Below are 21,514 nucleotides of genomic sequence, written 5' to 3'. Positions count from 1 at the left end.
CCTGGAGCGGGACCCGCGCTTTTGTACTGCCGAAGGCGGTACGAAACGTGGGCGCCTTTTTTTGGGCCTACGCCCAAAAAAGGCGGCGGAGCCGGCCGATAAGCCGGGTTCTGTCGTGGACAGTCATTCGTCTAGGCGCTACGTCACCGCAGCGCTCAAGCAACCTACCCGGATCCAGCGCGGGCCACGCCAATGGATCCCTATTTGGTCTTGCTCCAGGTGGGGTTTGCCGTGCCGGTCCGTTACCGGACTCGCGGTGCGCTCTTACCGCACCATTTCACCCTTACCGGCTCCCCGAAAGGAACGTAGGCGGTATCTTTCTGTTGCACTGTCCGTCGGCTTGCGCCGCCCAGGCGTTACCTGGCACCTTGCCCTATGGAGCCCGGACTTTCCTCGGCACCCTTGCGAGTGACGCGACTGTCTGGCCGACTCCGCCGGGGCGCACTATACGCTATCGCCACCGTGCAAAACGGCGCCGAACCAGCCCTGCCATCGCCAGTAGGAGCGCACCTGGGCGCGAACCGGCCTTACCGAGACATCCCACGCGCACGCACACCCGCTCCCGCGATCGCCCTCCTATCCTCCATACAACGCCTTGCGCGGCGCACCGGTCAGTTCGGCGGCCAGCTTGGCGGCGGTGGATGGCGGCAGGTGTTCGGCGAGTTTGGCGTAGACGCGGCGGCCTTCGGCCAACTGGCCGTCGGCGGCGTCGGCGGCGCCCTGCACCATCACCACGAACTCGCCCTTGCGCTGGTTGTCGTCGGCTTCGACCCTGGCCTGCAGCTGCGCCAGGGTGCCGTCGAGCACGGTTTCGAACAGTTTGGTGAGCTCGCGGGCGATCACCGCCGGGCGCTCGTCGCCGAAGGCACCGCGCAGGTCGGCCAGAGAGTCGACGATGCGGTGCGAGGACTCGTAGAACACCAGGGTGCGGGTTTCGCCGGCCAGGTGCGCCAGGCGCTCACGGCGGGCGGCGCTCTTGGCCGGCAAAAAGCCCTCGAAGCCGAAACGGTCGCTGGGCAGGCCGGCGACGCTGAGCGCGGCGATCGCCGCGCAGGCACCCGGCACCGGGCTGACCTTGATGCCGGCGACGCGGGCAGCGCGCACCAGCTTGAAGCCGGGGTCGCTGACCAACGGGGTACCGGCGTCGCTGACGATGGCCAGCGATTCGCCCTCGCGCAGGCGCGCCACGATGCGCTCGGACATGGCCTCTTCGTTATGGTCGTGCAGGGCCAGCAGCGGGCGGTCGATGCCGAAATGACTGAGCAATTGGCGGGTATGCCGGGTGTCTTCGGCGCAGATCGCGGCCACGCCACGCAACACCTCCTGCGCGCGCGGCGACAGGTCGGCCAGGTTGCCGATCGGCGTGGCGACCACGTGCAGGGTTCCAGGGGACATCATCAGCGGTCTTCCGGGGGCAAAGGGTAGAATCGTAGCGGTTTTCAACGGACCGCCCTGGCGGCCCCTGTCCAATGGATCTGAAATGAACAAGCGTGTTGCAAGGATCTCCGCCCTGTCGTTGCTGGTCATGCTGGCTGCCGGTTGCGCCACCAGCAGCGTCACCCAGACCGCCTCGCCGACGCAGAGCGCTGCGTTGGCGTTGCTGGACCAGGGCAAGCCGCGCGAAGCGGCGCAGCAGCTGGAAGCCGAAGCCGCCGGTGCCAGCGGTGCGCAGCGCAGCCGTCTGCTGGCCGCCGCCGCGTTCGGCTGGCACGACGCCGGCGACGATGCCCGCGCACGCACGCTGCTGGCGCAGGTCAACGCACGCCATCTGAGCGGGGAAGAACGCGCCCGCTTCGGGCTGCTGACCGGCGAGCTGGCGGTGATCGACAAGCAGGCCGCGCAGGCGCTGCAGGCACTGGGCGACAGCCCGCAGGGGCTGACCCAGCCGCTGCAGACGCGCTGGCTGCTGGCACGCGCCGCCGCGCTGGAAGCCACCGGCGACCTGTTCGGCGCCGCCGCCGACCGCGCACGCGCCGATGCCAGCCTGGCCGGCACGCCCCGCAGCGAGAACCAGCGCGCCATCGTGCGTCTGCTGGCGGCGCTGGACGATGCCTCGCTCAAGGGCCGTACCGCCGCGCTGCCGGCCGGCGACCCGCTGTACAACTTTGCCGGCCGCGCGTTGATCAGCCGCGGGTTGGCGCTGCCGCGCGCGTTCGACCGCGATGCGCAGTGGGGCTTCGACACCAGCAAGCGCCCGCCGGCGGAGCGCGATGGTTACCGCCCGCCGATCAAGCTGGCCGTCCTGCTGCCGCTCACCGGCAATCTGGCCACCGCCTCTGCCCCGGTGCGCGATGGACTGCTGGCCGGCTACTACGCCGAAACCCGCCGCCGCCCGGAGGTGCAGTTCTTCGACACCGCCGGCACCGCTGCTGGCGCCAACGCCGCCTACGACAAGGCGGTGAGCGCCGGTGTCGATTACGTGGTCGGCCCGCTGGGTCGCGACGAAGTCAGCGCCCTATTCGCGCGAGGCCAGCTTGCCGTGCCGGTGCTGGCGCTCAACCGTCCCACCGACAACAAGGCGCCGCCCAGCGGCAGCGCGGGCTTCTCGCTGGCACCGGAAGACGACGGCATCATGGCCGCCGAATACCTGCTCTCGCGCGAACGCCGCAACGTGCTGATCGTCGGCACCAGCGACGACAACGGCAAGCGCACCATCAAGGCCTTCCGCGACCGCTTCACCGAACGCGGCGGCAGCGTCGCCGGCAGCATCAGCGTGGCCGAGGTACCGGGCGACATCGGTGCGCAGCTGCGCAACTACGGTGCCGCCGATGCGGTATTCCTGGCGGTGCGCGGCAACACCGCGCGCGCGCTGGCGCCGCAACTGGCCTTGAGCGGATTCGCCGGCAAGTCGCGCGTGGGCACCTCGCAGCTGGTGGCCGGCACCGGCAAGGTCGAAGACGACCTGGCCCTGGACGGCATCATCTACCCCATCGAGACCTGGACCGCGCTGGGCGTGTCCGGGCTGCCGGCCTCCACCCAGGTTGCCAGCACGCTGCCCAGCGCACGCGGACCCGGCGCGCGCCTGTTCGCGTTCGGCTACGACGCCTGGAAGATCAGCGCATATCTGGAAAAACTCGCCACCGGCACCGACGGCGGCCTGCGCGGCGCTACCGGCACGCTGCATCTGGATGGCTTCGGCAACGTGCTGCGCACCCCGGCCTGGTCCACCTTCAACGGTGGCCGCCCGGTGCCGATCGCCGACGGCCGTTGACGCCATGCCGGCAGCGCGCCAGCAGCGGGGTGCGGCGGTGGAGGCGGCCGCACGCACGCTGCTGGAGCGGGCCGGGTTGCAGCTGGTGGAGGGCAATGCCAACTACCGCGGCGGCGAACTGGATCTGGTGATGCGCGACGGCCAGGCGCTGGTATTCGTGGAAGTGCGTTATCGCCGCGATAGCCGCTTCGGTGGCGGCGCGGCCTCGGTGGATGTCCGCAAACGCCGCAAGCTGGTGTTGGCCGCGCAGTTGTTTCTTGTTTCTCATCCTGCATTGGCAGCGCTACCGTGTCGCTTCGACGTGGTCGAGGCCAGCGGCGAGCCGCCGCTGCTGCACTGGATCCGCGACGCCTTCCGCGCCGACGATTGCTGAGTGTTCAGAAAGCTCGACTAACGAGATTCGATGCCGACCATCCTGACCCACGCCGCAGTGCCACTGGCGCTTTGGTGCGCCAGCGAACGCGGACGCATTTCCCCGCGACTGCTCGCTGCCGGCATCGTGGCGGCGATGCTGCCCGATGCGGATGTGCTGGCATTTGCGCTGCACGTTCCGTATGCCGATGCGTTTGGCCACCGTGGTGCCAGCCATTCGTTGTTGTTCGCCAGCGTCGTTGCACTGTCCGGCGCGTTGGCGCATCGCAGCCTGCGTGCGGATGTCGTGCAGGCCGCAGTGTGGCTGTTTGTCTGCACCGCCTCGCACCCGCTACTGGATGCGATGACCTCCGGCGGACTTGGCGTTGCGCTGGCGTGGCCATGGAGCGAGGCGCGCTGGTTCGCGCCGTGGCGGCCGATCCGCGTGTCGCCGTTCGCCAACGGGTTCTTCAATGCGCGCGGCCTGGCCACGCTGCTCTCCGAGCTGCGCTGGGTCTGGCTGCCGCTCACCGTCGCAGCGCTGGGATTTAGATGCATCCAGCGCGCCGCACCACAGGATCACCCGCAATGACCGACGTACTTCCCACCCCGCTGGCCGAGCTGTTGGCAGCGCGGCTTGGATCCGATGGCTGGTTGACCGGTGCCGATGCGCGCCGCCGTTACGGCGAAGACGATTCGCATCGCTGGGCATTGCCCGCTGCCGTTGCGCTGCCGCGCGATACTGACGACGTAGTGGCAATCGTGCAGGCCTGCCGCGCGCATGCCGTGCCGATCGTGGCGCGCGGCGCGGGCACCGGCACCACCGGCGCGGCGGTGCCGTTCTCCGGCGGCGTGGTGGTGTCGATGGCACGCATGAACCGCATCCTGGCATTGCGCCCGGAGGACCGCTGCGCCGTGGTGCAGCCTGGCGTGCTCAATGGCGATCTGCAGCAGGCCTTGCAGCCGCATGGCTTGTTCTGGCCGCCGGATCCGTCCAGTGCGGAGATTTGCAGCGTTGGCGGGAATTTGTCCACCAACGCCGGCGGCCCGCGCGCGGTGAAATACGGCGCCACCCGCGACAACGTACTCGGCCTGGTGGCAGTGACCGGCACCGGCGACGTCATCCGCTGCGGCGGCGCATACACCAAAAATTCCACCGGCTACGACCTCACCCATCTGTTGGTCGGCAGCGAAGGCACGCTGGCGATCATCGTCGAAGCGACGTTGAAGCTGACACCGCGCGCAGTCGCGCAGGCCGGACTGCGCGCGTTGTACCGCGATGCCGCCAGCGCTGCGGCAGCGGTGTCGCGGTTGATGGCGCAACCCACCACGCCGACCATGCTGGAATTCATGGATGCCAGTGCGATCGCACTACTGCGCCGCAATGGCAGCGACGTGCCCGAAGCTGGCGCGATGTTGTTGATCGAAGCCGATGGCGATCACGACACGCTGCCTTACGCATTGCAGGCCCTGCACGATGCCGCCGATGGCGAGGGCGTCATCAGCCTGGACATCGCCGCCGATGGCAGTGCGCGCGACAAACTGTGGGCGGCACGCCGTGCGTTGTCGCCGGCGCTACGCACCATCAAGCCCGGCAAGATCAACGAAGACGTGGTGGTGCCGGTGTCGCGCATTCCTGCACTGGTTGCAGGCGTGGAAGCGCTGGCGGCGGAGTTCGCCCTGCCGATCGTCGCCTTCGGCCATGCCGGCAACGGCAACCTGCACGTCAACATCATGTACGACCCGGACGATGCCGACGAACACGCACGCGCGCATGCGGCATTACCGCGCGTGTTCGCGCTGGTGCTGTCGCTGGAAGGCACGCTCTCCGGCGAGCACGGCATCGGCGTGGCCAAACGCGACTTCATGACCCAGGCCTTCAGCGCACCCACGCTGGCGGCGATGCGCGCGATCAAGGCCGCGCTGGATCCGGACGGGATCCTGAATCCGGGCAAGGTGTTGCCGCCGCTCTAGTGGTGCTGTCGCCTCAGCGCGTCACCCCGATAAACCGCAGCCCCACGCCGGGCTCGGTGACGATGTAATGCGGGGCGGCGGCATCGTCGTGCAGTTTCTGGCGTAGCTTGCCGACCAGGATCCGCAGGTAGTGGGTGTCTTCCTCGTGGGTGGGGCCCCACACTTCGCGCAGCAGCTGCGGTTGCGTCACCACACGGCCGGCGTGCTTGAGCAGCAGCGCGAGCAGGGCGTATTCCTTGCGACTGAGCGGGACGGCTTCGCCATCGAGGGTGACTTCGCGCAGGCCCAGATGGATGTGCAGGCGACCATCGTCGAACACGCTTTCTTCCACCGTGCTGCCGGCGCCGGCCTGGCGCAGCAGCGCACGGATGCGCGCCATCAGTTCCTGCACGCCGAACGGCTTGGTGACGTAGTCGTTGGCACCGGCATCGAGTGCGGCGACCTTTTCGGTTTCGCCAGCGCGCACGGTGAGCATGATCACCGGCACGTTGGACCATTGGCGGATCTCGCGCAGCACCTCATGGCCATCGCGGTCGGGCAGGCCGATATCCAGCACCACCAGTTCGGCGCCCTGCCCGGCCAGCAGCGCAAGACCTTCTTCGCCGGTGCCGGCCTGCAGCACGCGATACCCCTGCGCGCGCAGGCTGATGTCGAGAAAGCGGCGGATCTGCGGCTCGTCGTCGACGATCAGCACACGGGCGGGCGGGATGGCAGTGGGGTCAGTCGGCATCGGGGCGAGGTGGCGCGGCGGGAACGAGCAACGGCAGCGTAATGCGGATCGTGGTGCCGTGACCATGCGTCCCTGCCAGCGCCTCCACGCTGCCGCCATGCGCGCCGATCATGCCCTGGCAGATCGTCAGGCCCAGCCCGGTGCCATGACGGCCGCGGTCGCCGCGTTCGACGCTGTAGAACATGTCGAAGATGCGCGCGCGCTCGTCTTCGGGAATGCCGGGGCCCTGGTCGCCGATGTCGATCTGCAGCGCGCCGCTGCGCAGTTGCGCCTGCACGGTGACGGCCATGCCGGGCGGCGAAAATTTCGCCGCATTCTCCAGCACGTTGAAGATGGCCTGCTCCACCAGCGCCGGGTGCACCCAGATCGCCGGCAGGTCGGCGGCCAGCTCCAGCTGCAGGCGCACCTCCGGTTGGTAGCGCTGCAGGCGGCGCGTGGCCGAGCCGACCAACTCGTCCACGCCGATCCAGTCGCGATTCAAGGTCAGCCCGGTGTGGCCGAGCTTGGTCATGTCGAGCAGGTTCTGGATATAGCGATCCAGCCGCTCGCCTTCGAGCTGGATGGTGTCGAGCAAGGCATGGCGATCCTGCGCATCCATCGCGTCGCCGTAGCTGGCCAGGCTGCTGGCCGAGCCGATCATCGAGGCCAGCGGCGAGCGCAGGTCATGCGAAACGGACGACAGCAAGGCAGAGCGCAGGCGCTCGGTTTCGCCACTCACGCGTGCGCCTTCCAGATCGGCGACCAGGCGCGTGCGCAGCGCCGCCTGACCGATATCGTCCACCATCGCTTCGGCCAGCCGGCGTTGCTCCAGCCCGGGGCGCTGTACGCTCTGCCGGAAGCGCAGCGCCGCCACGCCGAGCGTGCCGCGCTCGTGGCGTACCGGCAGGCACCACCACTGCGCACCGGCCAGGGTGTCGGTGAAGCGGCCCGCAGCTTGCCCATGGCGCTGCGTCCACTCCGCCGCGCTGCGGTCAAGTGCGCCGAAGCTGGCCGGTGCGTCGCTTTCGCGCTGCTCCAGGCGCAGCCAGACCTCCGCATCCAGCGCGGTGCTCAATGCACGGCGACCGGCTTCCAATACCTGGCCGAGATCGGCGGCCGTGCTGAGCTGGCGGCCCAGTGCCTGCAGCGCGTTGGCGTGCGCATTGGCGGCGCGCAACGCCAGCACCTGGCTACGCAGACGCGAGGCCAGGCGCCCGGCGACCAGGGCGGCGATCAGGAACAGGCACACCGTCACCACGCCCTGGCGCGCGCTGATGTGCAGGGTGAAGCGCGGTTCGATGAAGAAGAAGTTGTAGGCGACAAAACTCAGTAACGCCGCGATCACCGCTGCGGCCATGCGCGTGCGCGAGGCGACCAGCACCACGGCGACGATGAACACCATCGACAGATCGTCGATATCGGTCCAGCGCTGCAACAGCCACGCCACGCCCACCGCACCGGCGGCGGCGATTGCGGCAAAGGCCAGGTCATAACCTTGCAACCAATGGCGCGGATTGCGCCAGCGTTGCCGCGCGCGCGCGCGTGCATCGGCGGAGCTGACGATGACCAGTTCGTAATGCGCGCCACGCTGCAGCAATTGCTGGGTCAGGGTGCGGTTGAACATGCGCGCCAGGGGACGCTCGCGGGTGCGCCCGAGCACCAGGGTCGACACACCGTTTTGCGATGCGAAATCCAGCAAGGCCTCGGCGACATTGGCGCCATGCAGCAACGCGGTGTCGCCCCCCAGTCGACGCGTCAATGCAAAAGCGCGGTCGATCTCCAGCTGCCAGCCGGCATCGGCCACGGTACGTGTCTGCACGGTGACCACGGTCCATGGCGCATCGCGGCGTTCTGACAGTCGCCGTGCCACCCGCACCAGATACTCCGAGCTGCCACGCCCATCGATGGCCACCACCACGCGACGGCGCAGCGCGGCGGTGCCGGGCAACCCGCGTGCGGCCTGGGTGTCGCGCAGGTCGCTGTCGACGCGGTCGGCGGCGGTCTGCATCGCCAACTCGCGCAGCGCGGTCAGGTTGGATGGCGAAAAAAACGCCTGCAACGCCTGGGTCGCCTGTTCGGGCAGATACACCTTGCCCTGCTGCAGGCGCTCGATCAGTTCGCGTGGCGGCAGATCCACCAGCACGATGTCGCGCAGGCGATCGAACACCGCATCGGGCACGGTTTCGGACACGCGCACGCCGGTGATGCGTAGCACGATGTCGTTGAGGCTTTCCAGGTGCTGGATGTTGACCGTGGTGTAGACATCGATGCCGGCATCGAGCAACTCGACAATGTCCTGCCATCGCCGCTCGTGCCGGCTGCCGGGCACGTTGCGATGGGCCAGCTCGTCGATCAGGGCCAAGCGCGGCTTGCGCGCCAGTAGCGCATCCAGATCGAGCTCTTCCAGCGTGCGGCCCTGGTAGCTCACGCGGATGCGCGGCAACAGTGGCAAGCCGTCCAGCAACGCGGCGGTTTCGCTACGCCCGTGGGTTTCCACAATGCCGGCCACCACGTCCATGCCCTGCCGCAGGCGCTCGCGCGCCCGCGACAGCATGGCGTAGGTCTTGCCCACCCCGGGCGCCGCGCCGAGGAAGACCGTCAGGCGCCCGCCGTGCTCTCGCTGCAGTTCGCCGATCAGCGCATCGGCTTGTTGGGTGCGGGCGTCGATCATCGGGAATGGGGAATGGGGAATGGGGAATCGCAAAGCCTACAGCTGCCCGATGATCCTATTGCTTTTGCTTCACCCCATTCCCGATTCCCGTTTCCCCATTCCCGGCGCGATCCAATGCCAGGTTCAGCGCCAGCACATTCACCCGAGGCTGCCCAAGCAGGCCGAACTGGGGGTGTTCGGTGGCGGCCTGCAGGAGCGCGGCGATGCGTTGTTCCGGCCAGCCGCGGGCGGCGGCGACGCGGCGCACCTGTACCTGGGCGCCGGCCGGGCTCAGGTGCGGGTCCAGGCCGCTGCCGGACTGGGTCAGCAACTCGCCCGGAACCGCATCCGGGGCGATGCCATCGCGTGCGGCAACCTCGGCACGCGCTGTGGCGATGCGCGACTGCAGGTCCGGATTGGAGCGCGCCTGATTGCTGCCGGCGGCAGCGGTGAGGTCGTACTTGGCCGCGGATGGGCGCGGCTGGAAGTAACGCGCATCCGTGAAGGGCTGCGCCACCAGTGCCGAGCCGACCACCTTCGCCTCCGCACGCAGCAGCGAGCCCTGCGCCTGCGCCGGAAACAGCGCGCCAGTGATGCCGGTGGCGACCAGCGAATAGGCCAGGCCCAGGCCGAGCAGCGTGAAAGCTGCCAGGCCGATGGAGGCACGCAGGACGCCATCATCGCGCAATGGCACGGAGGTGGATATGGCAGTGCTCTTGGAAGACGTGGTCATGACTCAGGTACCCAGGGTGGCGACAAGCGCCAGATCGATCAGTTTGATGGCGGCAAACGGCAGCAAGACGCCACCCAGGCCGTAGATCAGCATGTTCCGGCGCAGCAAGGCCGTGGCGCTGGACGGACGGAACCGCACGCCGCGCAAGGCCAGCGGAATCAACGCCGGAATGATCAACGCATTGAAGATCAGCGCCGCCAGCACCGCATGCCGCGGGCTGGACAACTGCATCACGTTGAGCGCGGCCATCGAGGGAATCGCGGCCGCAAACAGCGCGGGCAGGATCGCGAAGTACTTCGACACGTCGTTGGCCAGCGAGAAGGTGGTCAAGGCACCGCGCGTGATCAACTGCTGCTTGCCCACTTCGACCACCGCCAGCAGCTTGGCCGGGTCAGAATCCAGATCCACCATGTTGCCGGCCTCCTTGGCCGCCTGCGTCCCGGAGTTCATCGCCAGGCCCACGTCGGCCTGTGCCAATGCCGGCGCATCGTTGGTGCCGTCGCCGACCATCGCCACCAGCCGACCGCCGGCCTGCTCGGCACGGATGCGCGCCAGCTTGTCTTCCGGGCGCGCCTGCGCGATGTAATCGTCCACGCCGGCTTCGGCGGCAATCGCGGCGGCGGTGAGCGGGTTGTCGCCGGTGATCATCACCGTCTTGATGCCCATCGCACGCAGCTGCGCAAATTTCTCCTTGATGCCCTGCTTGACCACGTCGCTCAACTCGACCACGCCGAGCACATGGCGGCCTTCGGCCACCACCAGCGGCGTGGCACCACCGCGCGCGACTTCTTCGATACGTCCGTTCAATTCCGGCGAGACCGTCGCGCCCATTGCCTGTACATAGGCGACGATCGAGTCGCCGGCGCCTTTGCGGATGCTGCGCCCGGCGATGTCGACGCCGGACATGCGGGTTTGCGCAGTGAAGGCGATGAAATGCGCGCCGTCCGGCTCGACCGCAACCGCACCCTGCTGACGTGCCAGCTTGACGATGGATTTACCTTCCGGCGTCGGGTCGGCCAGCGAGGCCAGCATCGCGGCATCGCGCAGTTGCGTACGATCGATGCCGGCCAGGGGATGGAACGCGGTGGCCTGGCGGTCGCCGTAGGTAATGGTACCGGTCTTGTCGAGCAGCAACACGTCCACGTCGCCAGCCACTTCCACCGCCTTGCCGGACTTGGCCAGCACATTGGCCGACAGCGCGCGGTTCATGCCGGCAATGCCGATCGCCGGCAACAGGCCGCCGATGGTGGTCGGGATCAGGCACACCAGCAATGCGATCAGCAACAACGGATCCAGCGTGACGCCGACGAAGCCGGCAATCGCCGGCAGCGATGCCACCACGATCAGGAAGGTCAACGTCATTGCGGCCAGCAACAAGGTCAGCGCGATTTCGTTGGGCGTCTTCTGCCGGTTGGCGCCTTCCACCAGCGCGATCATGCGATCCAGAAAGCTGTGGCCCGGCTCGGCCGTCACCTTGAACACGATCTCGTCGGACAGCACCCGCGTGCCGCCGATCACGCCACTGCGATCGGTGCCGGCCTCGCGCAGCACCGGTGCCGATTCGCCGGTCACCGCCGCTTCGTTGATGGTGGCAAGACCGCGCACGATCTCGCCGTCGGCCGGGACGAATTCGCCTTCGGACACCATCACGTAGTCGCCCGGGCGCAGTTCGGCAGCCGGTACGCGGGTTTCGCGCCCGCCCAATGCGGTTTCGACGCGACGTGCGACCAGATCCTTGCGCGCACGGCGCAGCGATGCGGCTTGTCCACGCCCGCGCGCTTCGGCGATGGCTTCGGCAAAATTGCCGAACAGCACGGTGACGAACAAGATCACCGTGATCGCCCAGCCAAAGCCGGCATTGCCGTAGCCGCTGGCGGTGATCACTGCCGCCAGCAGCGTGCCGCCCATCACCACCGCCATGACCGGGCTGCGCAGCAGATGCCGTGGCGACAGCTTGATAAAGGCCGCACGCATCGCTGCGATCAGCACCGCAGCATCGAACAACGCTGCGTCACCGCGCTCGCGTTTTTCAGTTGTATCGATCGTAGACATTGCTCAATTCTCAGGATGCCGCCAGGGCGAGGTGTTCAGCGATGGGACCCAGCACCAGTGCCGGCATGAACTGCAGCACGGTCAGCACGAGCACGATCGCCATCAAGGTCAGCGCAAAGGTGGGCGTTTCGACCTGCAGGCTGCCGGCCGATTCGGGCGCACGCCGCTTTACCGCCATGCGCGCGGCCACCATCAACGGCAGGATCAACGCCGGGTAGCGGCCCAGGACCAGCACCACCGAGCAACTCAGGTTCCACCAATACGTGGCATCGCCCAGCCCTTCGAAACCCGAGCCATTGTTGGCGAAGGCCGAGGTGTACTCGTAGAACACCTGGCTGATGCCGTGAAAGCCCGGATTGGAATTGGCTGTCAATGCCGGCACCGCCAATGCCACCGCGGTAAAGCCCAGCACCACCAGCGGCTGCAACAGAATCAACAGTGCCAGCAATTGCACTTCGCGCGCTTCGATCTTGCGGCCGAACAATTCGGGCGTGCGCCCGGTCATCAACCCAGCCAGAAACACGCTCAATAACAGGTACACCACAAACTGCTGCAGGCCGCAGCCGACGCCGCCCCAGATGGCGTTGATCAGCATATCCACCAACGTGACCAGGCCACTCAGCGGCGCCAGCGAGTCGTGCATTGCATTGACCGAACCGTTGGAGGTTTGCGTGGTCAACGCTGCCCACAGTGCGGACGCATCGGCGCCGATGCGCACTTCCTTGCCTTCCATCAAGGCCGGCGAGGCGGCACTGGCCGAATGCGCTTCGGACCACAGCAACAACGCAGTGGAGGCAGCCGACATCGTCAACATGGTGCCGAACACCAACGCGGTGAGTCGCTTGCGCCCGGTCAGGTAGCCGACCATGAACACCACGCTCATCGGCAGCAGCACCAGCGCCAGGGTTTCCAGCAAATTGCTCAACGGCGTGGGGTTTTCCAACGCCACCGAACTATTGGGGCCATACCAGCCGCCGCCATTGGTGCCGAGCTGTTTGACCGCGACCATCGCCGCCACCGGGCCGACCGGAATGGTCTGCTTGGGCATGCCGGCACTGCTGTCCAACGGTGTGGCGGTGGCGGCACCCTGCAATGTGGAGGGAACGCCTTGCCAGCCAAGCAGCACGGTCCACAGCAGGCACAGCGGCAGCAACACACGCACGCTGGCGCGGATCACATCCGCCCAGTAATTGCCGACGTCTGCCTCCGGCAGTGCCTCCAATCCCGAAGCCGACTGCTGCCGTCCCTGGTGTGGCGTGTGAATTTCCGCATCGTACGGCCCGTCCACCGGTGGCTTGGCGCTCGCCGTCGCAGTGGATGCCAGCGAAGCATCTGACACGGTTGCGGCGCCTCGCCCGCCGAACAATGCACGCAAGGTCGCCACCGCCAAGGCCAGGCCCATCATCGGCGTCACCACCTGCAGGCCGACGATGCCGGTCATCTGCGCCAGGTACGACAACTGCGCCTGGCCTGAGTAGTGCTGCTGATTGGTGTTGGTGACGAACGACACCATGGTGTGCAGCGCGGTATCCCAGCGCATGTTCGGGATGGCGTCCGGGTTGAACGGCAGCCATGCCTGGGTCATGAAAACTGCCCAGGTCAGCAGGCCGACAACCAGATTGCTGAGCAAGAACGCCACTGCATAGCCGCGCCACGACATGCCCTGCTGCGGGCGGGTACCGAGTAGTGCATACAACGGCCGTTCGATCCAGCCGAACAGCGCATCGCCGCGCATCGGTGCACCACGCATCACTGCCGCCAGATAACGGCCCAGGGGCCACGCCAGCACGATGGCCAGCGCGTAGACAAGAAAGGTTTCACTCATTGGAGCGCACTCGCATCAGAAGTCTTCGGGCCGCAGCACCACGTACAACAGGTAAGCCGCAGCAACGAGTACGGCCACGCCGCACAGCAGGGACAACCAGGCAGGCATGACGGTTACTCCCCGTCGTGCGCGCAACGCGGCGCGATGGATGCGATGTGCAACGGCGCATGCAGCGTCTGCAGGCCAACAAGGCAAAGCGCTGCCACACCGCGCGCACAGCGCCGATGGAGCAGACAGGTCAAGGGATGCATCGGAATCGTCCAGGGCGGAACCGCTCCGCCAACCTGCGCAGTGTCTTCCCGGGCTGCGTAAAGTCGCTATGGACCTGCGACAGCCGCCGCGTAAATTCCGCATAAATGCTGCGCAGCGACGGTGTGCAGTCACGCCATGCAGTCATTTCCGGGCAACCGCGACCTTGCCCTCACAGTCCAGTCCCCGCTCAGGACAACCAGGTTTTGGATCGGTGCGTTATGAAGCCGTAGCAACGCTCTACTGGTCGAGGGTCCGGCGCCCTCACCGCTCGCGGGACACGCCGTGAACCAGTCCCAGGGGGCATCCATGCCGCCACACGGTCCCGCAAGCGGCGAGCACGCCGCACCAGACTGTTTGCTGGCTGCTTTAGTGAAAGCCATGCACACCGACCATCTCGACGGGTCCTTGCCCGCCCACCGTCACGGGACCTTACGCGGCATGGATGCCGCGTAAGAGCTTACAAGGATGTACTTGCAGCGTGTCCCGCGATGGTGAGCCGGCAAGGGCCTGCAGCAAACGCGCAGCATAGAGGGCGCGGTGCCCTCGCCGCTCGCGGGACACGCCGTAAACCCGTCCATGGGGGCTCAGTGGCGGCATCCATGCCGCCACACGGTTCTCGCAATCGGCGAGGACACCGCACCAGACAGTTTGCTGGCTGCATTACTGAAAACCCTACACACCGACCATCTTGACTGGCCCTTGCCGCCCACCGTCGCGGGACCTTACGCGGCATGGATGCCGCGTAAGAGCTTACAAGGATGTACTTGCAGCGTGTCCCGTGACGGTGGGCGGGCAAGGGCCCTGCAGCAAACTCACAGCGTCGAGGGCGCGGTGCCCTCACCGCTTGCGGGACACGCCGCAAGTACGTCCCTGTAGGCTCGGTGGCGGCATCCATGCCGCCAACGGTCCCGCAATCGGCGAGGACACCGCACCAGACAGTTTGCTGGCTGCTTTGCTGAAAACCATGCACACCGACCATCTTGACTGGCCCTTGCCCGCTCACCGTCGCGGGACCTTACGCGGCATGGATGCCGCGTAAGAGCCTCCATGGACGGATTCACGGCGTGTCCCGCGATGGTGGGCGGGCAAGGGCCCTGCAGCAAACTCACAGCGCCTAGGGCGCAGTGCCCTCACCGCACCAGACAGCTTCCTGGCTGCTTTGTTGAAAACCATGCACACCGACCTTCTCGACAGGTCCTTGCCCGCCCACAGTCGCGGGACCTATGTGGCATGCATGCTGCGTAAGAGCTGCACGGACGTCATGGCAGCGTGTCCCGCAATGGGGGCGAGCGAAGGCCCTGAGCCAGGCTGCAGGACTACCGCCCTATAACTCTCCCGGAATCGGGAATGACATCCTGCCTATCTTGTCGGCTGTGTCTGGATGCACATGCAGTTGCGCACTAATGGACAGGCGATGATTGCCGCACCCGCTCGGATGCACGCGACCTGCAACTCACCGCGCCATCCGCTCAGCACAACGTCATCGCAGCGGCACGTTCAATACTGATGGCGTTGCCAGCGGCGATGTAAACGTCACCGTGCCGCCGCCGTCACTGGCATTGGTATAGCGCACGTCGTGCGTGTCAATCACCAGCACCAGACGCTGCCCGGCCGGAATCTCCGCAGCGGCCGCCTGCAGCGGCCAATCCAGCGTCACTGCGCGGCCCGGCATGGCTCCGCGAAGCGAGTACGGCGCATGCGTGATCAACTGCGCCACGCCCAATGCATCCATGTGATAGAGATAGGCGAACAGGCTCACGTTCGGTTGACTGGGCACCACGGTCACGCGCAACGATGGGCTGCCCGCCAGCCGTTGCGTGCTGCTTGACGGCGCACCCATCCACACCGCGGCGCCGATGCGATTGACCAATGGAATGGACGTGGTGACCGGCACACCGATGCCTTGCAACAGACCGCTGACCAGCACCACGCCCGAGTCGGCCAGTGTCGGCACATCGGTGGCAATGCGCGACTGCCATCCGCTGGCGGTGCCGGCAATCAACCCACCGGTAGGGCTGAGCAACCCGGATGGTGCAGACAGACCCAGGCGCGTGCTGCCCTGCTGCACCGATGTCCAATCCGGATACGCCAGCCATTGCCCGGCGCGCGGCGACAGTCGCACCGGCGCTTCGGTATCCACGCCATTGCGTACTTGCTTGAGATGGCGATCGAACCAACGCGTGGCGGCGGTGTAGACCTCGTTGGGCAGGCCCAAGGCACCGGGTAGTTCCGTGGTGGCGTGATCGCCCTGGCTCAGCAGCAATTGCTTGGGCCCGCGCAGCTGATTGAAGAAGGCGATGGTCTGATTCGGCGGGAACAAGCCGTCGTTGAAGGCATTTCCCAACAGCACTGCGGTACCGCGCACGTTGAGTGCAGCCACGTCGGTGAGCGGGCTGCGCGAAGCGGCCTTGGGCAGAAATCCCCGTACCGCACCGTCGAAATCGCCCTGCGCCACTTTCGTACCGATCTGCGCCAGATCCGGGCCAGCGCGTCCGGTCAACGCGCCTGCGCCGACCAGCAACCCGACGCCTTGCTGGCTGACGGTACGATTGGAATACAGCGAAGCCTCAAGATCGGCCCAGCCACTGAGCGCGGCCACCGCCTTGATACGCGGGTCGCGCTCGGCGGCCAGCAAGCTGATACCCGCGCCGTAGGAGATGCCGGACGCGCCGATCGCATTCGGATTGGCCGGCGTGTGCGCCAGCGCCCAATCGATGACCGCACTGACGTCTTCCACGGTGTCCGGACCGGCGATGTCGATCTGCCCGGCCGAATCCCAGAACCCGCGCGAGGTGTAGCTGACGACAACATAGCCATCGCTGGCCAGCTGGGTGGCGCGGCCCAGATATTCCAGATTGGGCAACGACCAACTGGCCGGCATCACGATCAGCGGAAACGGCCCGCTTCCCTGCCCTTGCGGCACGAGCACCAGCGCCCCCATCGGCGCGCCGTCCCAGCCGGGGATGCGCTCATAAGTCTTGCTGAAGGCGCCCGCCACGGCCGACGCCGACGACACCAGCAACGCAACCGCGGCGATGCCACGGATCCAAGCCTTGTTCATGCTGCTCTCTCCCACGCGGAGCCGGGCCGGGATAGCCCAGCGGCAACTGCCATGCATCCGTGGTTCGGGGGAGAACCTGGCGAACGTACCAGACGGTACGGTATGGCTCAAGGGCGGGGATTCGGGATTCGGGATTCGGGATTCGGGATTCGGGATTCGGGATTCGGGATTCGGGATTCGGGATTCGGGATTCGGGATTCGGGATTCGGGATTCGGGATTCGGGATTCGGGATTCGGGATTCGGGATTCGGGAGTCGGCGGCGAGCAGCGAGCGGCAATTGGAGGCCATCAGTGGATATGCGGGCTGAGCTGCAGCCGGACACATGTCCTGCTGGCATCACGAGACCCACGTTCGAGGGGGGCCGTGCTGCAGACACGGCAATACCGCTTGGCCGTCTATCCCTTCAGGACACCATCAGACCGCCAAAGCCAAGCAGGCGCCTCGCAGCACAGCGCTCACCACAAGATGCAGTGCACAGACACGCAATCCACGTCGATCGATGCGCCTGGCGCGGCTGGCCCTGCAACAACGCACGCAGCGCCTAGGCAGCGGTCGTCACGACCCGCCAGCGCCGCGGCACCAGCCGCCAATCCTCAACCCACGAAGTGCTGATAGCCACGTTGGGGCGGTTGCCAGGGATGGCCGTCGGCGTCGTGCACCACCACGCCCGGTGCGGCAACGATCTGGCCGATGCGCGTGGCAGCCACGCCGGCAAACGCCATCGCCTGCAGCACGGCATCGCGGTGCTGCGGCGCGGCGCTGAAACACAGCTCGTAGTCGTCGCCGCCGCCCAATTGCCAGCCAATGCACTGCACGGCGCTGATTGCATCGCTGCGCGGCATCTGCGGTAAGTCGGTCAACGCCAGCTGCGCGCCCACGCCACTGCGTTCGCACAGATGGCCCAGATCGGCCAGCAGGCCGTCGGAGACATCAACACAGGCATGCGCAAGCCCACGCAGACGCAAACCCGCCTGCACGCGCGGCTGCGGACGCAGCAAGCGGAGGCGCCATGCTTCATGCAGCCGGTCAGCCGCCACATGCGTGACATCCAACGTACCGGCCTGCCACAGCGACAAGGCCGCCGCCGCTTCGCCAAGCTGGCCGGTCACCCACACATCATCGCCCACGCGCGCGCCATCGCGACGCAGCGCAGCCCCCGGCGGCACGCTACCGATCGCGGTGACCGCGCACGACAACGGACCGCGCGTGGTATCGCCGCCGACCAGCGCAATGCCGTGCGCATCGGCGAGCGCAAAGAACCCATCGGCAAATGCGTCCACCCACGCCAGATCGTCGTGCGGCAGGGACAGCGACAAGGTGCACCAGCGCGGTTGCGCGCCCATCGCCGCAAGGTCGGACAGATTCACCGCCAGCGTCTTCCAGCCCAGATCGGCGGGCAGCGTTTCGTGCGGGAAATGCACCCCGGCATTGAGCGTGTCCGCGGTGATTGCCAACTGCTCGCCGGCCGGCGGCTGCAGCAGCGCTGCGTCGTCGCCGATGCCCAACGGCACATCGGCACGCGCAGCGATGCGCGCGCGCAGACGAGCAATCAGATCGAATTCGGGCATGGCAACGGGAATCGGGAAAAGGGAATCGGGAATCGCAAAAGCGCTTCAGGAGATATCGTAAACGGTGCTCTCGCGATTCCCCATTCCCGAATCCCCATTCCCGCGGCGCCTCAGGCGCCGCTCGCGCCGGACTCGACCTTGCGCCACTCCACGGCAGCGCGATCCAGCACGCCGTTGACGTAGGTGTGACCGTGTTCGGAGCCGAAGCGCTTGGCGGTTTCGATCGCTTCGTTGATCACCACGCGGTAGGGCACGTCCTGGCGATACAGCAGCTCGTAGGCAGCCAGGCGCAGCACCGCGCGTTCGATCGCGTCGACCTCTTCCACGCCACGATCCAGGTACGGCGTCAACGCGGTATCCAGTTCGGCGCGATGGGTGAGCACGCCTTCCACCAGACTTTCGAAGTACGCCAGGTCGGCCACTTCGTGCGCCTGCTCATGTGCAAACTGGCCGATCACCTGCTTGGCAAAGCCGCCGGAGATCTGCCAGGCATACACCGCCTGCAGCGCACGGCGGCGTGCACGCGAGCGCAGCACCGGGTCGATGCCGTCGCGACGGCCGTGGCGGGCATGTCCACCGGACTTGCTCATGGCAACAACTCCATCAAATTCACCAGTTCCAGCGCGGCAAGCGCGCATTCCTCGCCCTTGTTGCCATGGCTGCCGCCGGCGCGTGCTTCGGCATCTTCCACCCGCTCGACCGCCAGCACACCGTTGAGCACCGGCACGCCGGTCTGCAGCTGTACGCTCATCAGGCCTTCGGCGCACAGGTCGGCCACGTGTTCGTAGTGACGGGTATCGCCGCGGATCACGCAGCCCAGCGCAATGATCGCGCCGTGCTGGCCAGACTGCGCCACCCGGTTGGCGGCGATCGGAATTTCCCAGGCGCCGGGCACGCGGATCACGTCGATGGCGTCCTCGCCGATGCCGTTGCCGGCCAGGCTCTGGCGCGCGCCGGCAACCAGCACGTCGGTGATACGGGCATTCCAGCGGCTGGCGATGATCGCAAAGCGCGCGGTGGTGGGGCGAAGATCGCCTTCGTAGTGGGTCATGCGGGTCGGCAACTCGAGGGGGCGGGAAGTTTAACAGCTGCCGGGCCCGGACCCGGCCGACATGCACGGCAGCGGCCCGCCGAAGCAGGCACTGCCGGGGCGTCCGGGACGCCAGGGCGCATCACCTGCAGCGCATGGCTGCCAGCGGCAGGCGGTTGGCGATGGGCCACGGGCGACGTCACCGCCACCCGCTTCTTCGATACCCGCACCCGCTGGCAACCACGCGCTGCCGGCACTGGATTGCGCTTACGGCAACGCTGTCGGCGGCACCGAACGCACCGCTTCGCCCGGGTGGCATTCCAGATACTCCACCACCTCCAGCCCGAAACCGGCCAGGCCGACCTGGCGGCGCGGGGTCCCCAGCACGCGCAGCTTGCCCAGACCGAGCTCGGCCAGGATCTGCGCGCCGGCACCATTGCGCCGCCACTGGCTGACGTCCTTGGCATTGGCGGCAGCTTCGGGCTGCTGGCGCAACCGCGCCAACAGCGATTCGCTGTCGCGCGGGGCCGACAGCACCACCATCACGCCCTGCCCTTCGGCGGAGATCGCACGCAAGGCATCGGTAGCGGCCACGCCAAAATCATCGCGCTGCCAATGCAGCAGATCGGCCAATGGGTTTTCCACCTGCACGCGCACCAGCGTGGGCGTATTCGGCTCGGCCACGCCGCGCACCAGGGCAAAGTGCAGGTCGTGCGCAATGCGGTCGCGGTAGGTCACCAGTTTGAACGGGCCGAACTCGGTGGTGATGTCGCGCTCGTCCACCCGTTCGACGGTGTGCTCGTTGGCCAGCCGGTAGGCGATCAGATCGGCGATCGAGCCCATCTTCAGCCCGTGCTCGCGTGCAAACACTTCCAGCTGCGGACGGCGCGCCATGCTGCCATCCGGGTTGAGCACTTCCACCAGCACGCCGGCCGGTTCCAGCCCGGCCAGCATCGGCAGATCGCTGGCGGCTTCGGTATGGCCGGCGCGGGTCAGTACGCCACCGGGCTGCGAAATCAGCGGGAAAATATGCCCTGGCTGGCTCAGATCCTGCGGTTTGGCATCCGGACGTACCGCGGTCCGCACCGTATGCGCACGGTCGTAGGCCGAGATACCGGTGGTAACGCCTTCGGCCGCCTCGATGCTGACGGTGAAGTTGGTCTGGAACTGCGCGGTGTTATTGCGCACCATCGGCGCAAGACCAAGCTGGGCGCAGCGCTCGCGAGTCAGCGACAGGCACACCAGTCCACGCGCGTGGGTCACCATGAAATTGATGTCCGACGGCTTGACCAGCTCGGCGGCCATGATCAGATCGCCCTCGTTTTCGCGGTCTTCGTCGTCGACGATCACCACCATGCGCCCGGCGCGCAACTCTTCGATCAGCTCGGGAACCGGCGCGAAATTCATGCTGCACCCCGCGTGCCGAGCAGGCGCTCGACATAGCGTGCCACCAGATCGATTTCCAGATTCACCGCAGCGCCCACGGCAGTGGCCGCAAACGCGGTATTGGCGACCGTGTGCGGAATCAATGCCACTTCAAAGCCGGCCTCGTCCACGTCGTTGACGGTGAGGCTGACGCCGTCCACGCAGATCGAGCCCTTCTTGGCGACATAGCGCAATACGGCAGGCGCAGCGGCAAACCGCCAGCGCTGCGCACGCGCATCGCCGTGCACCGATTGCACCTGACCCAGACCATCGACGTGACCACTGACAAGATGCCCGCCCAGGCGATCGGTCGGGCGCATCGCACGCTCAAGGTTGATCACCGCGCCTTCCGGCAACGTACCCAAGGTGGTCAGCGACAGGGTTTCGGTGGACGCATCGGCTTGAAAACTGGCTGCGTCGAACGCGATCACGGTCAGGCAGACGCCGTTGACGGCGATGCTTTCGCCGAGCTGCACCGCCTCGAACGGCAAGTTGCCGACAGCGAAGCTAAACCGCACATCGCCGCCCTGCGGCTGGCGCGCCGCCAGACGGCCCACGCCTTCAATGATTCCGGTGAACATCAGCGCACCCCCGTTTGCAGCAACGATCGTGGTGGCTTGGCGCAGTGGAGGGTCGCGATGCAACGCGACAGGTAATGCAAAGACATAGTCG

The 21,514-nt window shown here is 66.9% G+C and carries 17 protein-coding genes, 1 other RNA gene and 1 pseudogene; 4 read left to right on the top strand and 15 right to left on the bottom strand.

Going from position 1 to position 21,514, the window contains the following annotated elements:
- Positions 1–83 precede the first annotated feature (83 nt).
- Positions 84–433, bottom strand: an RNA gene (gene rnpB / locus VZ068_RS04630) — RNase P RNA component class A.
- A gap of 143 nt (positions 434–576) precedes the next feature.
- A complete protein-coding gene (gene rsmI, locus VZ068_RS04625; protein ID WP_259168179.1) occupies positions 577–1,398 on the bottom strand; it encodes a 16S rRNA (cytidine(1402)-2'-O)-methyltransferase in 822 nt (273 codons plus the stop codon).
- 82 nt (positions 1,399–1,480) lie between these two features.
- Here rsmI and VZ068_RS04620 point away from each other — a divergent pair, with 82 nt between their 5' ends.
- Genes VZ068_RS04620 through VZ068_RS04605 form a run of 4 tightly spaced genes read left to right on the top strand, consistent with a single transcriptional unit; the run spans position 1,481 to position 5,536 of the window.
- Positions 1,481–3,211: a penicillin-binding protein activator gene (locus tag VZ068_RS04620; RefSeq protein WP_349657043.1), complete on the top strand. Its 1,731-nt coding sequence runs from the start codon at positions 1,481–1,483 to the stop codon at positions 3,209–3,211.
- Positions 3,212–3,215: 4 nt separating this feature from the next.
- Positions 3,216–3,584 carry a YraN family protein gene (locus VZ068_RS04615; RefSeq protein WP_349657042.1) on the top strand — a complete coding sequence of 123 codons (369 nt, stop codon included), beginning with the start codon at positions 3,216–3,218 and terminating at the stop codon, positions 3,582–3,584.
- Positions 3,585–3,614: 30 nt separating this feature from the next.
- Complete coding sequence (locus VZ068_RS04610) at positions 3,615–4,154, top strand: metal-dependent hydrolase (RefSeq protein ID WP_349657041.1); 540 nt, start codon at positions 3,615–3,617, stop codon at positions 4,152–4,154.
- Positions 4,151–5,536, top strand: a complete 1,386-nt coding sequence (locus VZ068_RS04605; RefSeq protein ID WP_349657040.1) for an FAD-linked oxidase C-terminal domain-containing protein — start codon at positions 4,151–4,153, stop codon at positions 5,534–5,536. The genes VZ068_RS04610 and VZ068_RS04605 overlap by 4 nt, the downstream gene beginning before the upstream one ends.
- A gap of 13 nt (positions 5,537–5,549) precedes the next feature.
- Here VZ068_RS04605 and VZ068_RS04600 read toward each other — a convergent pair whose 3' ends face one another.
- The 13 genes and pseudogenes from VZ068_RS04600 to VZ068_RS04540 all read right to left on the bottom strand — a co-directional run bounded on the left by VZ068_RS04600 (position 5,550) and on the right by VZ068_RS04540 (position 21,423).
- Positions 5,550–6,266, bottom strand: a complete 717-nt coding sequence (locus VZ068_RS04600; RefSeq protein ID WP_349657039.1) for a response regulator transcription factor — start codon at positions 6,264–6,266, stop codon at positions 5,550–5,552.
- Positions 6,256–8,916 (bottom strand): sensor histidine kinase KdpD, encoded by a 2,661-nt coding sequence (locus VZ068_RS04595; RefSeq protein ID WP_349657038.1) that lies wholly within the window; start codon positions 8,914–8,916, stop codon positions 6,256–6,258. Before VZ068_RS04595 ends, VZ068_RS04600 begins: the two co-directional genes overlap by 11 nt.
- A gap of 55 nt (positions 8,917–8,971) precedes the next feature.
- Positions 8,972–9,601: a potassium-transporting ATPase subunit KdpC gene (gene kdpC / locus VZ068_RS04590; protein ID WP_349657650.1), complete on the bottom strand. Its 630-nt coding sequence runs from the start codon at positions 9,599–9,601 to the stop codon at positions 8,972–8,974.
- 30 nt (positions 9,602–9,631) lie between these two features.
- Complete coding sequence (gene kdpB, locus VZ068_RS04585; protein ID WP_259154694.1) at positions 9,632–11,680, bottom strand: potassium-transporting ATPase subunit KdpB; 2,049 nt, start codon at positions 11,678–11,680, stop codon at positions 9,632–9,634.
- Positions 11,681–11,690: 10 nt separating this feature from the next.
- Positions 11,691–13,505: a potassium-transporting ATPase subunit KdpA gene (gene kdpA, locus VZ068_RS04580; RefSeq protein WP_349657037.1), complete on the bottom strand. Its 1,815-nt coding sequence runs from the start codon at positions 13,503–13,505 to the stop codon at positions 11,691–11,693.
- Between the two features lie 15 nt (positions 13,506–13,520).
- Entirely contained in the window at positions 13,521–13,613 is a 93-nt protein-coding gene (locus VZ068_RS04575; RefSeq protein WP_006452907.1) for a potassium-transporting ATPase subunit F, read from the bottom strand.
- A 981-nt stretch (positions 13,614–14,594) separates the two neighbouring features.
- Positions 14,595–14,814: pseudogene (locus VZ068_RS04570) on the bottom strand (hypothetical protein).
- A gap of 423 nt (positions 14,815–15,237) precedes the next feature.
- Entirely contained in the window at positions 15,238–16,818 is a 1,581-nt protein-coding gene (locus tag VZ068_RS04565; protein WP_349657036.1) for a CocE/NonD family hydrolase, read from the bottom strand.
- A 594-nt stretch (positions 16,819–17,412) separates the two neighbouring features.
- Positions 17,413–18,387 (bottom strand): thiamine-phosphate kinase, encoded by a 975-nt coding sequence (gene thiL / locus VZ068_RS04560; protein WP_349657035.1) that lies wholly within the window; start codon positions 18,385–18,387, stop codon positions 17,413–17,415.
- Positions 18,388–18,497: 110 nt separating this feature from the next.
- A complete protein-coding gene (gene nusB / locus VZ068_RS04555; protein ID WP_228862505.1) occupies positions 18,498–18,977 on the bottom strand; it encodes a transcription antitermination factor NusB in 480 nt (159 codons plus the stop codon).
- Positions 18,974–19,438: a 6,7-dimethyl-8-ribityllumazine synthase gene (gene ribH / locus VZ068_RS04550; RefSeq protein WP_003490334.1), complete on the bottom strand. Its 465-nt coding sequence runs from the start codon at positions 19,436–19,438 to the stop codon at positions 18,974–18,976. The genes nusB and ribH overlap by 4 nt, the downstream gene beginning before the upstream one ends.
- Before the next feature lie 246 nt (positions 19,439–19,684).
- Positions 19,685–20,824: a 3,4-dihydroxy-2-butanone-4-phosphate synthase gene (gene ribB, locus VZ068_RS04545; RefSeq protein ID WP_349657034.1), complete on the bottom strand. Its 1,140-nt coding sequence runs from the start codon at positions 20,822–20,824 to the stop codon at positions 19,685–19,687.
- The gene (locus VZ068_RS04540) at positions 20,821–21,423 is read right to left on the bottom strand and encodes a riboflavin synthase (protein WP_259167698.1); all 603 of its coding nucleotides are present in this window, start codon (positions 21,421–21,423) and stop codon (positions 20,821–20,823) included. The genes ribB and VZ068_RS04540 overlap by 4 nt, the downstream gene beginning before the upstream one ends.
- Between the last annotated feature and the right edge of the window lie 91 nt (positions 21,424–21,514).

The sequence above is a fragment of the Xanthomonas sp. 10-10 genome (assembly GCF_040182365.1).
GTDB lineage: Bacteria > Pseudomonadota > Gammaproteobacteria > Xanthomonadales > Xanthomonadaceae > Xanthomonas > Xanthomonas arboricola_F.
Note: the sequence above shows the minus strand (reverse complement) of the source record. Positions and strands in the feature narration are given on the sequence as shown.

Coding starts and splice junctions, on each gene's coding strand:
- rsmI (WP_259168179.1), bottom strand. CDS start 1,398: ATGATGTCCCCTGGAACCCTGCACGTGGTCGCCACGCCGATCGGCAAC.
- VZ068_RS04620 (WP_349657043.1), top strand. CDS start 1,481: ATGAACAAGCGTGTTGCAAGGATCTCCGCCCTGTCGTTGCTGGTCATG.
- VZ068_RS04615 (WP_349657042.1), top strand. CDS start 3,216: ATGCCGGCAGCGCGCCAGCAGCGGGGTGCGGCGGTGGAGGCGGCCGCA.
- VZ068_RS04610 (WP_349657041.1), top strand. CDS start 3,615: ATGCCGACCATCCTGACCCACGCCGCAGTGCCACTGGCGCTTTGGTGC.
- VZ068_RS04605 (WP_349657040.1), top strand. CDS start 4,151: ATGACCGACGTACTTCCCACCCCGCTGGCCGAGCTGTTGGCAGCGCGG.
- VZ068_RS04600 (WP_349657039.1), bottom strand. CDS start 6,266: ATGCCGACTGACCCCACTGCCATCCCGCCCGCCCGTGTGCTGATCGTC.
- VZ068_RS04595 (WP_349657038.1), bottom strand. CDS start 8,916: ATGATCGACGCCCGCACCCAACAAGCCGATGCGCTGATCGGCGAACTG.
- kdpB (WP_259154694.1), bottom strand. CDS start 11,680: ATGTCTACGATCGATACAACTGAAAAACGCGAGCGCGGTGACGCAGCG.
- kdpA (WP_349657037.1), bottom strand. CDS start 13,505: ATGAGTGAAACCTTTCTTGTCTACGCGCTGGCCATCGTGCTGGCGTGG.
- VZ068_RS04575 (WP_006452907.1), bottom strand. CDS start 13,613: ATGCCTGCCTGGTTGTCCCTGCTGTGCGGCGTGGCCGTACTCGTTGCT.
- VZ068_RS04565 (WP_349657036.1), bottom strand. CDS start 16,818: ATGAACAAGGCTTGGATCCGTGGCATCGCCGCGGTTGCGTTGCTGGTG.
- thiL (WP_349657035.1), bottom strand. CDS start 18,387: ATGCCCGAATTCGATCTGATTGCTCGTCTGCGCGCGCGCATCGCTGCG.
- nusB (WP_228862505.1), bottom strand. CDS start 18,977: ATGAGCAAGTCCGGTGGACATGCCCGCCACGGCCGTCGCGACGGCATC.
- ribH (WP_003490334.1), bottom strand. CDS start 19,438: ATGACCCACTACGAAGGCGATCTTCGCCCCACCACCGCGCGCTTTGCG.
- ribB (WP_349657034.1), bottom strand. CDS start 20,824: ATGAATTTCGCGCCGGTTCCCGAGCTGATCGAAGAGTTGCGCGCCGGG.
- VZ068_RS04540 (WP_259167698.1), bottom strand. CDS start 21,423: ATGTTCACCGGAATCATTGAAGGCGTGGGCCGTCTGGCGGCGCGCCAG.